The 16,093-nt window shown below is 55.9% G+C and carries 12 protein-coding genes and 3 pseudogenes; 14 read left to right on the top strand and 1 reads right to left on the bottom strand.

Features of this window, described 5'->3' with window-relative positions:
• Positions 1-376: 376 nt before the first annotated feature.
• The 6 genes from SV253_09500 (at position 377) to SV253_09475 (ending at position 6,161) form a co-directional block, all read left to right on the top strand.
• Positions 377-1,768, top strand: a complete 1,392-nt coding sequence (locus SV253_09500) for a substrate-binding protein (protein MDY6776284.1) — start codon at positions 377-379, stop codon at positions 1,766-1,768.
• A gap of 126 nt (positions 1,769-1,894) precedes the next feature.
• Positions 1,895-2,860: a branched-chain amino acid ABC transporter permease gene (locus SV253_09495; GenBank protein ID MDY6776283.1), complete on the top strand. Its 966-nt coding sequence runs from the start codon at positions 1,895-1,897 to the stop codon at positions 2,858-2,860.
• On the top strand, positions 2,857-3,957 hold the full coding sequence (locus SV253_09490) for a branched-chain amino acid ABC transporter permease (protein ID MDY6776282.1): 1,101 nt from the start codon (positions 2,857-2,859) through the stop codon (positions 3,955-3,957). The genes SV253_09495 and SV253_09490 overlap by 4 nt, the downstream gene beginning before the upstream one ends.
• The gene (locus SV253_09485) at positions 3,957-4,715 is read left to right on the top strand and encodes an ABC transporter ATP-binding protein (GenBank protein ID MDY6776281.1); all 759 of its coding nucleotides are present in this window, start codon (positions 3,957-3,959) and stop codon (positions 4,713-4,715) included. The genes SV253_09490 and SV253_09485 overlap by 1 nt, the downstream gene beginning before the upstream one ends.
• A complete protein-coding gene (locus tag SV253_09480) occupies positions 4,712-5,455 on the top strand; it encodes an ABC transporter ATP-binding protein (protein MDY6776280.1) in 744 nt (247 codons plus the stop codon). Before SV253_09485 ends, SV253_09480 begins: the two co-directional genes overlap by 4 nt.
• Before the next feature lies 1 nt (position 5,456).
• Complete coding sequence (locus SV253_09475) at positions 5,457-6,161, top strand: thioredoxin family protein (protein MDY6776279.1); 705 nt, start codon at positions 5,457-5,459, stop codon at positions 6,159-6,161.
• Positions 6,162-6,257: 96 nt separating this feature from the next.
• On the opposite strand, the gene SV253_09470 is transcribed toward SV253_09475, so the two are convergent.
• Positions 6,258-6,668, bottom strand: coding sequence for a universal stress protein (locus tag SV253_09470; GenBank protein ID MDY6776278.1), 411 nt, complete (start codon positions 6,666-6,668; stop codon positions 6,258-6,260).
• A gap of 91 nt (positions 6,669-6,759) precedes the next feature.
• Here SV253_09470 and purS point away from each other — a divergent pair, with 91 nt between their 5' ends.
• The 8 genes and pseudogenes from purS (at position 6,760) to SV253_09430 (ending at position 16,074) form a co-directional block, all read left to right on the top strand.
• On the top strand, positions 6,760-7,005 hold the full coding sequence (purS, locus tag SV253_09465; GenBank protein MDY6776277.1) for a phosphoribosylformylglycinamidine synthase subunit PurS: 246 nt from the start codon (positions 6,760-6,762) through the stop codon (positions 7,003-7,005).
• Between the two features lie 28 nt (positions 7,006-7,033).
• A complete protein-coding gene (gene purQ, locus SV253_09460) occupies positions 7,034-7,753 on the top strand; it encodes a phosphoribosylformylglycinamidine synthase I (protein ID MDY6776276.1) in 720 nt (239 codons plus the stop codon).
• Between the two features lie 88 nt (positions 7,754-7,841).
• On the top strand, positions 7,842-8,216 hold the full coding sequence (locus tag SV253_09455) for a hypothetical protein (GenBank protein ID MDY6776275.1): 375 nt from the start codon (positions 7,842-7,844) through the stop codon (positions 8,214-8,216).
• 91 nt (positions 8,217-8,307) lie between these two features.
• A complete protein-coding gene (locus SV253_09450; protein MDY6776274.1) occupies positions 8,308-9,312 on the top strand; it encodes a type II glyceraldehyde-3-phosphate dehydrogenase in 1,005 nt (334 codons plus the stop codon).
• Positions 9,313-9,429: 117 nt separating this feature from the next.
• Positions 9,430-10,137, top strand: a pseudogene (locus SV253_09445) (ribonucleotide reductase N-terminal alpha domain-containing protein).
• Positions 10,114-11,286 (top strand): annotated as a pseudogene (locus SV253_09440) (LAGLIDADG family homing endonuclease). Before SV253_09445 ends, SV253_09440 begins: the two co-directional pseudogenes overlap by 24 nt.
• Positions 11,287-13,560 (top strand): annotated as a pseudogene (locus tag SV253_09435) (LAGLIDADG family homing endonuclease). It abuts the pseudogene before it with no gap.
• On the top strand, positions 13,546-16,074 hold the full coding sequence (locus tag SV253_09430) for an LAGLIDADG family homing endonuclease (GenBank protein ID MDY6776273.1): 2,529 nt from the start codon (positions 13,546-13,548) through the stop codon (positions 16,072-16,074). The pseudogene SV253_09435 and the gene SV253_09430 overlap by 15 nt, the downstream one beginning before the upstream one ends.
• The last annotated feature ends 19 nt before the right edge of the window (positions 16,075-16,093 follow it).

Genomic DNA, 16,093 nt, shown 5'->3' with positions numbered 1-16,093 from the left:
TCATCGAGTTCTGCCGCGAAAACCTCGCCTCCTACAAGATTATCAAGGACGCCGATTTCGTCGACTCTCTTCCCACGACCGCGACCGGCAAGGTCAAGAAAAACGAGCTACGTGAGAGGGAGTGGGAGGACGAAGACCGCATGGTCGGTCAGGGATAGTGAACACCCTCTTTTTTAGACGTATTTATAATAGTTCAATATTATAATAGAGTCCGATAATTTAAATTATCTTCAATTAACCTAAACGTCTATTATCATATAAAATGTCGTACATAACCGTAATTATTAATACCTAGACCGGTTCTTTTTGTCACATGGCTCGAGATAACAACGAAGCTCGAGATTCAGACGGGCTTTCGAGAAGAGACGTAGTGAAGATGGCAGGAGCAACGAGTGTCGCAGGAATAACCGGACTCGCAGGCTGTACCGGAGGAGGCGGTGGCGGTGAAGGTGGCGACGGCGGTGACGGAGGAGACGGCGGAAACGGCGGCGACGGTGGAGACGGAGGCAGTGACGGAGGAGGAGGCTCCGAGTACCCCGAGATAGGAAACTACACGCCGGGACTCGACGCCGGAGAGGAAGACGTCGTCTTCGGATTCAACGTACCTCAGTCAGGATCCTACTCCGCAGAGGGTGAGGACGAACTCAGAGCCTATAAGCTCGCTGTCAAGCACCTCAACAACGGTGGCGGATGGGTCGACGACTGGGACAACCTCAGCGGTGAGGGTGTCCTCGGAAACAAGGTTACCTCCGTCAACGGAGACACAGCAACAGACCCCGACACCGGAAGACAGTCGGCGTCGCGTATGATACAGCGTGACAACGTCATAATGTTCTCCGGAGGATCTTCGAGTGCTGTCGCTATAGCTCAGCAGGGGCTAGCGCAGGAGGAGAAGGTTCAGTTCATGGCGTGTATGACTCACTCGAACGACACCACAGGTAAGAACTGTGTGCGTTACTCGTTCCGTGAGTGTTTCAATGCATACATGACAGGAAAGGCACTCGCCCCAGTCCTGAAGGAGGAATACGGTGAGGGTCTAAAGTTTTACCAGCTCTACGCCGACTACTCGTGGGGACAGACACAGCAAGCTTCGATGAAACAGTTCCTCACAGATGTCGCAGGCTGGGAACAGGTCGACAGCGTCGCTACGCCTCTCGGTACGAGCGACTTCTCGAACTACCTCTCAGACGCCGCGAACTCAGGAGCCGACGTGCTCATACTCAACCACTACGGACTCGACGCCGCGAACTCGCTCCCACAGGCGGTTGACGCAGGAATCAAGGAGGATATGAAGATAGTCGTCCCCCTCTATAACCGTCTGATGGCTGAGGCAGCCGCGGATTCGATAGAGGGTGTCTACGGCACAGTCGCATGGACTTCGCTGATAGACAACGAGTACTCGAACGCCTTCACCGAGGCATTTGGAAACGAGTACAATGGGCGTATACCTTCGGGTCCCGCTCTCCTCGCGTACGCGCAGACGCTCCAGTACGCCGCCGCGGTCGAGCGCGCCGGAACCTTCTACCCGCCCGAGGTCATAAAGCAGCTTGAGGGTCATCAGTACGACAACGTAGGATACGGTCAAGAAGAGATGAGAAAGTGCGACCATCAGGCGTTCCACAAGATCCCTGTCGTCAAAGGACTCCCCAAGTCGGAGCAGGAAGAAGGCAAGTACTTCGAGCTAGTCAACCAGACACCGCGTGACGACATATCGTACGGATGTGACGAAGGTCCTGCCGCTAAGTGTGAACTTGGCGGATACAAGTAGACTGCGTAGCTACTCCAAAAACCACCAAATACATCATTTATAGACATAGATATACATCTATCTAACAGCAAATATGTCAGAGAACTATCATAACAGCCGTATAGACAGAGGTAAGGAGGTGACCCCATGAGTCTGGCAGCCGATATCGCCAGTGTTCTCCTCAACAGCCTTCAGACGGGAGCCATATACGTCTTGCTCGCCGTGGGTCTCTCGATTATACTCGGAACCCTGAAGTTTGTTAACTTCGCTCACGGTGCTCTCTACCTCATAGGCGCGTACGCGGGTATTCTGATAGCCGGAGAGATGAGTCTGAGCAACGGAAAGTTACAGGAGTGGGGAATGTCGACTATCGGACTCGACCTCGGCTACGCCGCCGCCCTAATTCTGGTTCCTATACTCGTGTTCGTGATAGGGCTCCTTATGGAGAGGTTCGTCGCGCGACCCTTCTATGACAGACCCGACACGGATCAGATACTCGTGACGTTCGGTCTCGCAGTGATCGTCCAGGAGCTCTTCAGAGCGATGTTCGGCGGAAACTCCCAGAACTTCAGCCAGCCCAAGTGGGCGAGCGGCGCAGTTAATCTCCCCGTGGTGGGTAACTTCCCCGAGTGGCGTCTCTGGGTCATAGGTATCACGGCTTTACTCGTGATCCTTGTGATTGGTCTGATAGAGTACACCGACTTCGGTCTGATAGTCAGAGCCGGTACGCTCGACTCCGAGATGGTACGTCTCTTAGGTGTCAGACTCGACAGACAGTACCTCATCGTCTTCGGAATAGGTGCCGCGCTCGCGGGAGTCGCGGGAGTCGTCGGAGGACCCCTCGAACTCGTCAACCCGAACGTCGGCACGGGAATACTCGTACCTGCGTTCATCACTGTCGTGATAGGAGGTGTGGGTAGTACCCGCGGAGCCATCGTTGGAGGGCTGCTACTCGGATTCGTCGAGTCGACTCTGATAGCTCTTCCAAGTCTGACAATCGGGTCGTTCACGCTCAACTTCGCACCGTGGTCACAGGTCGGAATGTACGCAGTCGCCGCGGTAGTCCTACTCGTGCGTCCTCAGGGACTCTTCGGTAAGGAGGTGGAAGCATGAGTCTCGCACAGACTTGGGACAGCATAAAGGAGAGAGAGCTCTTCGTGATGGGTGCGGTTCTGGTGGTCTTCGCAGTCTTCCCGTACCTACTCACCGACTTCTTCGTGATGAATATGGTAGTCGAGTCGCTCGAATCCGCGGGAATGGAAGGCATAGCCGGCCTTCTCGACAACATGAGAGGCTGGGATGAGCTAGCCTCTCTGATACTTATCTGGGGTATCTTCGCTATGGGATACGACCTTCTCCTCGGATACACGGGTCTCCTCTCGTTCGGACACGCCGCATTCTGGGGAGTCGGAGCCTACTCGGCGGGATACTTCAGTGCCCACGTCTCGTCGAGCCCGATTCTGATAGTCGTAGTCGGAACCGTAGTCGCAGTTCTGACGGCGTGGCTACTCGGCTATCTCTCGCTGAGACGTGGAGGCATATACTTCACGATACTCACACTCGTCTTCGCACAGATGATGTTCTACCTTGCGTCTTCGCCACTCTCGTTCATAACCAACGGAGAGAACGGCTTCACCAACATGAAGGTCGGAGAGCTCTTCGGAACCTACGACCTGGGAAGCGAGTTCATAGTCTTAGGAGACTTCATAGGAGGCTGGCTCTACGTCTTCGTGGCGATCATAGGCGTGATCTGTGTAGGAATAGCTTACAGAATACTCAACTCGCCGTACGGTCTCGTCTTCCACGCTATACACGAGAACGAACAGAGGGCGGAGTTCGTGGGACTCAACGTCGGAAGGTACAAGCTGATGTCGTTCGTGATATCGGGCTTCTTCGCGGGGGTCGCCGGAAGCCTCTTCGCTATCCACGGAAGCTACGTTCCGCTTGAGTCACTCTACTGGACCACGAGCGGTGAGGTCGTCATAATGTCGATACTCGGAGGAACGGGGTCGCTCTTCGGTCCGATATTCGGAGCCGGAGTCTACCTCTACATCGAGAACGTCGTGGTCAGTCTTCCCGTGATTGGCGACTTCTGGCACCTCATACTCGGTGTCGTCTTCGTCATCACGATAGCCTTCTTCCCGAGCGGAGTCTGGGGAGCAATCACGAAGATACGTTCGTTAGTACGGCGGTCAGGAGGTGATAGATAATGGCACTTCTCGAAACTGACAGCCTCGTCAAGTCTTTCGACGGACTCGTGGCAACGGACGACGTGAATATATCTCTCGAAGAGGGAGAGAGGGTCAGCCTCATAGGACCCAACGGAGCCGGTAAGTCGACCCTCATAAACCTCATAACGAGACGTCTCGACCCCACCGAGGGTGACATACGTTTCAAGGGCGAGAGCATAACGGATCTCGAACCCCACGAGGTCGTCCAGAAGGGAGTCTCGAAGTCGTTCCAGACAGCGTCGATATTCCCCGATCTCACAGTCGAGGAGAACGCTAAGATAGCCGCACTCGCGTCGGAGGAGGGACCCTTCGGCTTCAACTTCCTCAAGCACTGGAGGAACTACGGAAACGTCGACGGACTCGCACGTGACTCTCTTGAGTCAGTGGGTCTTCTCGAACAGAAAGACGTCACGGCGAAGGATCTGCCGTACGGTGACAAGAGGCGTCTCGAAATCGCGCTCGCCTTAGCCGGAGAGCCCGATCTCCTCCTGATGGACGAGCCCACAGCGGGAATGTCGCCCGACGAGACCGCCTCGACAGTCGAACTTATAGAGGAGGTCTACGAGGAACTCGACCTTACCTTCCTCTTAGTCGAACACGACATGGAGATAGTCTTCAACATATCCGACCGTATAATAGTCCTCAACAGGGGAGAGGTCATAGCCGACGGAACCCCTGACGAGGTGAAGGGAGACCCCGAAGTTCAGGAAGCCTACCTAGGAGGTGTTGAGATATGAGCCTTCTCGAAGTCGACTCACTCGACTCGTACTACGGAGAGAGCCACATACTCCGTGATCTCTCGATGGAGGTCAAGGAGGGAGAGATATGTGCTCTCCTAGGACGTAACGGAGCCGGAAAGACGACGACACTCAGGTCGATATCCGGGGCTACGCCTCCCGAGATACGTGGAGGATCGGTGAAGTTTAAGGGAGAAGACATCACGGGACAGCCCGCCGAGAACATAGCCGTGAAGGGTATCTCACTCGTACCCGAGGAGAGACGTGTCTTCGCGGATCTCACTGTCGCGGAGAACCTCCATCTCTCGGAGGTCTATGCCGACCTTCCGAACACGCTCGGAAGATCACTCGACATAGAGAAGACGGGAATGTCAACCGACGAGGTCTACGACGAGTTCCCACGTCTGAGAGAGAGGAAGACACAGAAAGCCGGGACTCTGTCGGGAGGAGAGCAGCAGATGCTCGCGATAGCGCGTGCCCTCAAGCAGAACACCGACCTACTCATGCTCGACGAGCCCTACGAGGGACTCGCGCCACAGATAATAGACAACGTCGAGGACGCGATCACCGACATAAGCGAGTCGGGGAAGACCGTCCTACTCGTCGAACAGAACGCCGTCGCGGCGATGAAGATCGCCGACCGGTGTTACGTCGTAGACCACGGAGAGGTAGTCTTCGAGGGCAGCGCCGACGAGCTACGTGAAGACACAGAGACGAGAGAGGAGTACCTGGGTGTATAAGATGTCAACGAACACAGACACCGACGACGGAGAAGATGGAGACAGAGCCGAGGAACGAGTCGACGTCCTCATAGACGAGGGCGTTCTGAGAGTCGGAGACGGCGGAACCGTGACGACGACGTCGGAGTACGAGAAGACTCGGTCGGTCTACTACAACACCTACTCGGAGGTCTCCGACGACGAGTTCGAGAGATCCGTCGCCGACGTCTTCGGTATAAGTAGGGACGAGGCAGCAGAGAGGATAGAGGAGATAGGTGTCACACGTGACGACTTCATCACCTACATGGCTGTGAAGTCGGAGGTCAGCCGCGACCTCCCCCAGACCGAGTTAACCGTGATGGCGGATGTAGTCGGAGAGGTCAGCCCGGTCTCTGCAGTTCCCGAGTACATCGACGAGATAGACGACGAGACCTACGCCGACTTCCTCGACGAGAACCCCGACTCAGTCGTGACAGTCTGGAAGTTCGACTGCGCGCCGTGTGACGAGATGAAAGAGGAGTTCGCAGATGTAGATGTAGATGTAGTAGGTGAGACAGACGTTCGCTTCGCGGGAGTAAACGGCGAGGAGGTCGCCGACTTCAGACGTGAGTACGGGGTCGACGTGGCTCCCGCGTTTCTCTTCTTCTCCGACAGCGAGCTCGTCGAGAAGACTGAGGGATACACGAGCCCCGACGAAGTAGAAGAGATCATCGAGTCGGTCTACTAGATCGCTTTTCTCTTATAACGAGTCGGCGTCTCTTCCTCGTAAGCCTCTACAGTATAAGTATCTCGGAGTCCGAGGACTTTTATACGTGAGGTGGACTTAGACCTCGCCCTCGTCGTACTCCTTAGTTCCGGTGACCATCACGGGTCTGTCGGTGTTGAGTATCACCGACTGAGTCACGCTTCCGAAGAGTACCTTTCCTGTCGCAGACCTCTTTCTGCCACCGAGACAGATCATGTCGACGTCCTCCTCCTCGGCGGTGTCGAGTATCTCGGTCGAGGGATCTCCGCTCGACTCAAGAACCTCAGTCTCGATTCCGTGGTCTTCGAGGTGTTCTATCGCGTCCCTCACCGTGGCGATCTGTGTCGCAGAGGCACCGCTCGGGTTGTCGGTGAAGACATAGAGGACTGTGACCTTGAGGTCTTCCTTACCCGGAAGCTCCGAGATCGTCTCCGCCTCTGTTATGGCTCTGTCCTCGTTCTCGTCGACGGCGAGTAACACGTTGTACATAGACGAATATCAGGGGAAGAAGGCTATTATAGATTTGGTTCGACGGGTAGAAACACAACTGTTTTTGTCACAACCCCCGAAGCTACGTCTAATGTACGAGGCTGTTGTCCGCGTCTCACTCAAGAAGGGCGTCCTCGATCCCGAGGCGAAGACTATACAGAAGTCACTCGAACGTCTCGGCTTCGACCTCGAAGACCTCAGTACCGCCGACGAGTACATAATAGACCTCGAAGCCGACTCGGAGGAGGACGCGAGACAGAGGGTCGACGAGATGTGTGAGCGTCTCCTGACGAACCCCGTAATACACGACTACACAGTCGAGATAAGAGCCGCATAGACATAGACATAGACATAGATAGATAAAGATGACTGCGACAGACAGATCCGAATCCGTGTCCGAGTCCACGTCCGTGGGAGTCCTCAAGTTCGGTGGCTCGAACTGTGACATCGACGTCAAGAAGGTTCTCGACTCAATGGGAGAGGACGCCGAGCTGGTCTGGTACAAGGAAAGCCTCGAAGGACACGACGGCGTCGTTCTTCCCGGTGGATTCTCTTACGGAGACTACCTCAGAGCGGGCGCGATAGCCTCTGAGACGGACATAATGGAAGACGTGGTTGAGATAGCCGACGACGGAAAGCCCGTCCTAGGAATCTGTAACGGCGCGCAGATACTGTGTGAGTCGGGAATTGTCGAGGGGGCGTACGCCCAGAACGTCTCGGCGAAGTTCCAGTGTGAGTGGGTCAACCTGCGTGTAGAGACGACCGACTCACCCTTCACCTCGGAGTTCGAGGAGGGCGAGGTGATACAGATACCCATCGCACACGCCGAGGGACGTTATATACCCGAAGACATCGACTCTCTCTACGACGACGACAGGATACTCTTCAAGTACGTCGACGAGAACGGAGAGGCGACAGACGAGGCGAACCCCAACGGAAGCATCGACAACATAGCCGGCGTCCTAGGAGAGAACAGAAACGTCGGAGTGATGATGCCACATCCCGAGCGCGCGAGTGAATCCCTAATAGGAAGCGACGACGGCAGACGTGTCTTCGAGGGCATGGTCGAGTCGGTCGACCCGTAAACCTCGGATAAGATCTGAACTGTTCAGCCTGAGATACGTAGCCGCGCGAAGATTTATATACCTATGACCTGTCTAAAGTAAGTTATAGATGGAGAAGAGGCGCGTTATAAATATACTCGCTATAATACTAGTTCTGTCTGCGGTCTTCTACGTAAGTCTGGTCTTTTTCACCGAGTCGGATGTCGTAACTCGGAAGGACGGGAACCTCGAAACCAAGGGAGACGTTCTCGCAGTTAAGATAGTTGCCCTGGCTTCGTTTTTAGTAGTCGCAACTGTGGGTCTCTACGTCCTCTTCGAGATAATGACTTACTCGAATCCTAACAGACGTATACGCAGACAGACACGTAGATACGTCTCGTGGAAGCTGAACCACGACTTCGCTTCGCCTCCGAGTATACAGATGTCATCCGTGGAGAAAGAAGAAGAGACGGAGGAGGACGACATCGAGTTCAGGAGATGGTGACTATACGATACCGATACTGATACTGAAGTATAACGCGACGTGACCGGAACACCTCAGAAAATATAAAGCCTTCTGGTGTAGATACGTGAGTATGGTAGACGTCGCTGTCAACGGTTACGGGACTATAGGGAAGAGAGTCGCCGACGCTGTCGACCGACAGGACGACATGGAGATCGTCGGTGTCGCCAAGACAAAGCCCAACTTCGAGGCTCGTCAGGCTGTCGAGAAGGGCTATCCGCTCTATGCAGCCGTCGAGGATCGCGCCGACCTCTTCGAGGACGCGGGGATAGAGATAGAGGGCATGGTGTCGGAGATGGTCGAGACCGCGGACGTCGTAGTCGACGCGACACCCTCGGGAGTCGGCGAACAGAACGCCTCGATGTACGAGGAAGCCGACACGAAGTACATACTCCAGGGAGGAGAGGACGACGGAATAGCTGAGAAGAGTTTCGTCGCCGAGGTCAACTACGACGACTGTGTCGAAGCCGACTCTCTACGTGTCGTCTCGTGTAACACCACGGGTCTCTCACGTCTCATAGAGCCTCTCAAGGAGAGCTTCGGCGTCGGTACTGTACGAGCGACACTCGTGAGACGGGGTGGCGACCCCCCACAGCACGGACGCGGACCCATAAACGACATACTCCCGAATCCGATAGGACTCCCGTCTCACCACGGTCCTGACGTCAATACTGTTCTTCCCGACGTCGACATATTCACTACGGGTCTCAAGGTTCCCGCGACACTGATGCACATGCACTCGGTCAACATAGAGGTCGGAGACGTGACCGAGGAAGAGATAATAGAGACACTCGAAGACGAGTCACGTATAAGGTTTGTCTCTGAAGAAAACGGAATTTCGAGCACAGGTGAGATAAAGGAGATGATGAAAGACATCGGACGTCCGCGTGGAGACGCGTGGGAGAACTGCGTCTGGAAGGACTCGATAACTGTCGAGGACGGAGAGCTCTACCTCTTCCAGGCGATACACCAGGAGAGCGACGTCGTCCCCGAGAACGTCGACGCGATAAGAGCCATGACGGGATTCGAGGACGCCGAGGAGAGTATACGTAAGACGGACGACGCTATAGGTCTTTAGGCAGGTCGGAGCCTATCAGCCCGGATTCATATCTATTTTCTGACACATTTAGACGAGTCAGACAAGATATATAGTGGCTGAGAATCATGGTTAGATGGATCTTAACGAGGTGTAAATTTGAGCAAGAGCCAGCAGTCTGTCGATTTACCTATTAAACGAGTTACGGGGGACAGCTTAGAGGAACGTCTTACGGAGAACGCCTACAACAGGATTCTTCCCGCGAGATACCTCAAAAAGGACGAGGACGGCGAGATAGTCGAGGAGCCGGAGGATCTCTTCGAGCGCGTCGCTAAGAACATCGCGCTCGCCGACGCGGTCTATGCCGCCGACGAGCTAGACAGGGAGATCTATGTGACGCCCGACCAGGTCAAGCCCGACCACTCGAACCGCGAGGGGATAATAGACGAGGTCTTCGACGACGACGACGACGGAGAGTCAGTCGTCAAGCTGACCGAGGACAACGTCAAGAAGTTCGCCTACGACGAGGTAGTACCCGAGCTTCACGACGAGATACGTGAGAGGGTCGAGGAGACTCGCAAGGAGTTCCAGGAGGCTATGGAGGGACTCTCGTTCATACCCAACTCGCCGACTCTGATGAACGCGGGCGACGAGCTACAGCAGCTATCGGCGTGTTTCGTCGACTCGCCCGACGACGACATACTCGACATACACGAGACCGAGAAGGAGGCGGCGGCTGTCTTCCAGAGCGGCGGCGGAATGGGGTATGCCTTCTGGAAGCTACGTCCGTACGGCGATCCCGTTGGATCGACCGGAGGCATCGCATCGGGTCCGATCACGTTTATGCGGACATACGATCAGATGTGTTTCGTACCCGGAACCAAGGTTCTGACCCCATCAGGACAGGTTGAGATAGAGAGTCTCGAAGAAGGCGATCTAGTCATAGACGAAAACGGCAACGAACAGCGTGTCACCGAGACGATGGAGAGACACGTCAACGAGGAGATAGTCGAGATTACTCCCGAGAGGATTAACAAGCCTCTCAGAACAACGCGCGAACATCCATTCAAGGTGGCACGTGAAGACGGCTTCGAGTGGGTGGACGCGGGCGACGTACACGAGGGTGACTACTTAGTTCTCGGACACTCTAGCCGTGAGAACGACTTAGGAGACGACGGCACAGTCGACATGACCCGGATCGCTTCGGGGCCACTCGTCTTCACTGACGGAGGTCTGAGAGTCAACAGAGAGTACTACGGAGCGTCTAAGGGAACCACACCTGTCGAGTTCGACTCAGAGGTTCCGACCGATGACTTCGCAAAGATAGCGGGATGGTACCTCGCCGAAGGTAGCATACGGTACCAGCGCGGCATCCCTGGGACGGTGACATTCACACTCAACAGCGATGAAACGGAGTTCGTCGACGAGATACGTGAGGCTCTCGACTCGTTCGGTGTCTCGTCACGCGTACGTGAGGTCGAGGACAGAAACACGGTTCACGTCCACGTCAAGAACACTAGCTTCGCCCAGTTCATAGAGGGAGCCTTCGGAACAGGAGCGTCGGAGAAAGAGATCCCCGACGGTCTCTGGGAAGCTCCCGTCGAGGTTCAGGCACGTGTGACGAAAGCCCTGTTTGACGGCGACGGGCGTCTCGAAAAAAGAGGCGACAGCCAGAGAGCGACTCTCAAGCTTGTCAACGAGGAAATAATAGACTTCGTCTTCCAGACGGGTCTCCGGTGTGGCGTCCAGTTCTCGCGCCACGACCGTGAGCCCGAGGAGAGACAGCCGACCTACTCCGTCGGTGTGAGTGTGAGTACGGCACTCGGCACTCCTCTCGAAAGCCTCTTCGAGGATACCCCCGACGGATTCAGAGCCGTAGACAGAACCAACCAAAAACACGGACGTGAGGTCGTTAAGGTAGAGTCGGTTGACCGGGTGGAGTACGAAGGCTCCGTCCACAACGCCGAGGTCGAGGGCACTCACACCTACGTCGCCGAGGACATAGTCGTACACAACTGTGAGACGATAGCACAGGGAGGCACCCGTAGAGGAGCCCAGATGGGAGTGATGAGGGTCTCACACCCCGACGTGATCCAGTTCATACACGCGAAGAACAAGGACGTCTCTCTCGCACACACGTTACGTCTCAACGACCCCGACGACTACACACACAACAGCTTCACCGAGGCACTCGACGAGGCGCGCGAACTCATAGACGACGAGGGACGTGTCCCCGAGCATCTCAGGAACGCCGCAGAGGGACATCTCTCGAACTTCAACATCTCTGTGGGTATCACCGACGGATTCATGGAGGCTCTCGAAAACGGAGAGGAGTTCACCTTCACGAATCCGAGAACCGAGGAGCCCCACATAGCCACCGAACACACGAAGGAGCTCTACGACAGGTTCGGCTTAGGAGAGTACGTCGAGGTCGGCGAGGAGCTCTCAGTCCCCGCACAGGAGATCTGGGACAGGATAGTCGAGGGTGCCCACGAGAACGGAGAGCCCGGAGTTATCTACCTGGAGAGAGTCAACAAGGAACACTCGTTCGACGTCGAGGAGAACCCCGACCACCGTATTCTAGCGACTAATCCGTGTGTGACTGGTGATACAGTCATAAGCACCCGGAACGGTCTGGTTCCCGCGGAGGAGCTGTACGAGAAAGGCGTCGCACAGGACGTAGTCGTCGACGGACGCCTGAGTGACGACAAGGTAAAGGAAGCCAGCAGCGTCTACAAGACAGGCGAGAAGGACGTCTACCGCCTGAGTACGGACGAGGGATACGAGCTACGTCTCACAGCAGACCACCGCGTGATGACTCACGAAGGCTGGAAGGAAGCCCAGAATCTCGACGAGGGAGACACAGTACATATACTCAACAGAAAGGGGGAGTTCGGCAGCCACGGTAGAGAGGAGGAGGGACGTGTCCTCGGATGGCTCGTCGGAGACGGACATCTCAAACACGGTGAGGAACGCGCAGTCCTCAACTTCTACGACGAGGACGCCGAACTGTCTGAGAGCCTCGCCGAGGACGTCAACGAAGTCGTACGTGATCCCGTTGGCAACTCGAACTACGAGATCGGTGTCAACGAGATAAAACGCGGTGACGGATACCGCGGTGCAGAAGCCGTAGAACAGAGGGTTAGGTCGTCACGTCTGTACGAGATCGCCGAAGAGAGCGGTCTCGTCGAAGAAAAACATCAGGTTCCCGACTCCGTCATGAGAGGCTCCGAGGAGATGGCACGTGGCTTCCTTCAGGCACTCTTCACAGCCGACGGAAGCGTCCAGGGAACTGTCGAGAAAGGTGTCTCGGTACGTCTCTGGAGCACCCAAAAGGATCTCCTGAAGGATACACAGAGACTCCTCCTCAACTTCGGTATCGCATCGAAGATATACGAGGACAGGAAGGAAGCCGGTAAGAGGGAAATGCCCGACGGAAAGGGCGGCAGTAGGGAGTACGAGACGAAAGATCAGCACGAACTCGTCATAGTCAAAGACAACCTCGTCCGTTTCGCCGAGGAGATCGGATTCCTTCTCGACTACAAGAACAACGCAGTTGAGGAGCGTCTCGAAAGCTACGACAGAGGACCTTACTCCGAGAAGTTCGAGGCGACCGTCGAGTCGGTAGAGTACGACGGTCACGAGGATGTCTACGACCTCACCGAGCCCGACACACATTCGTTCGTCGCAAACGGTATTGTAACTCATAACTGCGGGGAGCAACCCTTGGAGGAGTACGAGGCGTGTAACCTCGGACACATCAACCTCTCGACGCTCGCGGCGGAGGACGCGCCCCACTGGAAGGACTGGCGTGAGAGCCACGACGACCTCGACCTCGAAGAAGCCGTCGGGAGATTCATCGAGGAGGGCGTCGATCTCGACGAACTCGACAGACGTATAGATACGAGTACCCATTTCCTCGACAACGTCGTCACGATGTCCGACTTCCCGATAGAAGAGATAGAGGAGAAGGTCTCCTCGATGAGGAAGATCGGACTCGGAATAATGGGTCTCGCACAGCTCTACATACAGCTCGGAGTCGAGTACGGAAGCGAGCCCGCCAACGAGATGGCGCGTCAGATAATGACGCGTATCAACCACGGATCGAAGTCGAAGTCACATGAACTCGCACAGGAACGCGGCAGGTTCGACGAGTGGGACAACTCGAAGTACGCGAACCCGACGGAGTACCGCGACTGGTTCGAGAAACAGACTGGAGAGTCCGCAGACGACTGGGAGGACGGCTATCCCCTCAGGAACCACAACACGACGACAATCGCCCCTACGGGATGTGTCGACGAGGACTCGCTCGTCTCGACTGACGAGGGTCTGCGCTCCATCAAGGATCTCGATAACACAGGTGCGGAGTTCGAACAGTGGGGTGAGATAGACGAAGGTGTCACCACAGACGGAGGTACGAAGACAGCAACTGCAGTCTACGACAACGGCTTCGCAGACGTGCGACGTTTAGAGACAGAAGGCGGATTCAGTGTCGCCGCGACTCCGAACCACAGGTTCCGGACACTCACTCAAGAAGCCGAGTACACGTGGAAGGAAGCAGACAGCTTCGAGCCGGGTGACAGGATAGTCCTCCAGCGTAACACCTTCGACAGTAGTTCGCGCGCGAGACTCGACACAAGCGAACGTGATAGCTTCCACCACAACACAGACGAGAGTCTCGTACTTCCCGAAGAGATGTCACCCGAGCTAGCCGAGTTCTTAGGCTACTTCATGGGCGACGGCTATGTCCACGAAGGGGTCGGTGTGAAGCTCGTCGTCGAGTCCGACGCCGAGAAACTCGACGAATACCTGCGTGACCTCGGTGAGTCAGTCTTCGGAGTGACGCCGACCGTCGAGAGACGTGACACGCGTCACATACTCACCTTCGGCGGACGGCATCTCCCGCGGTACTTCGAGAACAACGGCTGGAAGAAGGACGACGGAAATAGAGGTGAGGGTGCCGCAACTGCGTTCGTGCCCGACGAGGTTCTGAGTAGTGACGAGGACTGCGCGAAGGCGTTCTTGCGCGGGCTCTTCGAGGCGGACGGTACGGCTTCACGGAAAGTAGAACTCTCGACTGTCTCGGAGACGCTTGCCGACGAGGTACAGACAGTTCTCCTCTCGCTCGGCTGTGTCTTCGTGCAGGACGTGCTTGAGACAGAAGAGAGAGACGACCACTACGGTGACAGACCACAGTATACTGTCCGGGGGGCAAACAAGCGCGAGGATAAGCGTTTCCTCGAAGAGATCGGCTTCATAACGAAGACGACTGAGATAGAGCTCACATCCCAGTCGTACAAAAACGACACGTACCCACCTGCTGTGGTCGAACATCTCCGTAGCCTCGACGGCTACGAGGAGATCAGAGAAGAGACGAAACACAGGGTAAACCAGTCAGTCATAAACGGCTCAGTCAGTCGGAAGCTCGTGCGTGACGTCGAGAAGGAGACAGGCGAGACGGTACGTGTCGACGGTCGGCGTCTGACTGACTTCTACGCCGCACCCGTCGAGTCGGTTACTGAAGAGGTTGCATACACCAAAGACATCAGTGTCCCGTCGAACAACACGTATGTCGCAAACGGATTCGTGACCCACAATACCACTTCGATGATCGGAAACACTACGGGAGGCTGTGAGCCGATCTACAACGTCGCCTACTACAAGAACGTGAGCGACGACGTCCAGGGAGACGAGATGCTTGTCGAGTTCGACGACTACTTCCTCAGGACGCTTGAGGAGAACGACATAGACGTCGATGAGGTCAAGGAGGAAGCGAAGGAACAGATGTCGAACAACGACTTCGACGGAATCGACGGTCTCTCGACAGTCCCCGACGAGATCAGCAGCCTCTTCGTGACTACACAGGATCTCACGGGCAAGGAGCACGCAAGCGTTCAGTGTGCTCTCCAGGACGGGGTCGATTCGTCGATCTCTAAGACGTGTAACTTCCCCAACGACGCCACAGTCGACGAGATGGAGGAGGTCTACCGTTACATCTACGAGAACGGCGGAAAGGGAGTCACCGTCTACCGCGACGGAACCAGGTCGAAGCAGGTTCTCACGACGCGCGCCGACAACAAGCTCGGTTCGGACGCAGACAACGACGCTCTGATACAGGAGCTACGTGACCGCGTCGAGACGGGCGAGATAGACTCCGAGGAGGTCATAGAGGAGATAGCCGCAACCGACTCGACTGAGGTCGAGATACGGGAGACGGAGACCGACAGCATAAGCGCGGGAGAGAGGGAGCCGCGTCCCCGTCCCGACACTATACAGGGAACGACACAGAAGATCGACACGTCGTACGGCGGTCTCTATGTCACGATAAACGAGGACGACGAAGGTATGTTCGAGGTCTTCACCCAGATAGGCAAGTCGGGTGGATACACGGCGTCCTTCACAGAGGCGATAGCACGTCTCCTGTCGCTGTGTCTCAGGTCGGGCATACCCGCCGAACAGGTCATAGACCAGCTTGAGGGCATACGTTCGCCGAAGGTCTCGTGGGACAGGGGCGAACAGATACACTCGGTGCCCGACGCGATTGCGAAGGCGATGCAGAGACACCGCAACGACGAGATAGACGTCTCACCCGTCCAGTCACAGCTTCCCGTAGAGGAAGAGAAGGAGGACGAGGAGACGGAGGAGACGGAGGAGACTGAGGCAGAGACCGACGACAGCGGAAGGTCGGACTTCGAACAGCTCGTCCAGAACGGCATGAACCCCGAGTGTCCCGACTGCGGATCACAGCTCACCTACAGCGAGGGCTGTGTCAAGTGCGAGGAGTGCGGCTACTCCGAGTGTTAAGTAGGAGTAGGAAGAAGAT

It is taken from the genome of Candidatus Afararchaeum irisae (assembly GCA_034190545.1).
Taxonomy (GTDB): Archaea; Halobacteriota; Halobacteria; order Halobacteriales; family Afararchaeaceae; genus Afararchaeum; species Afararchaeum irisae.
This window is presented reverse-complemented; position numbering and strand designations above follow the sequence as displayed.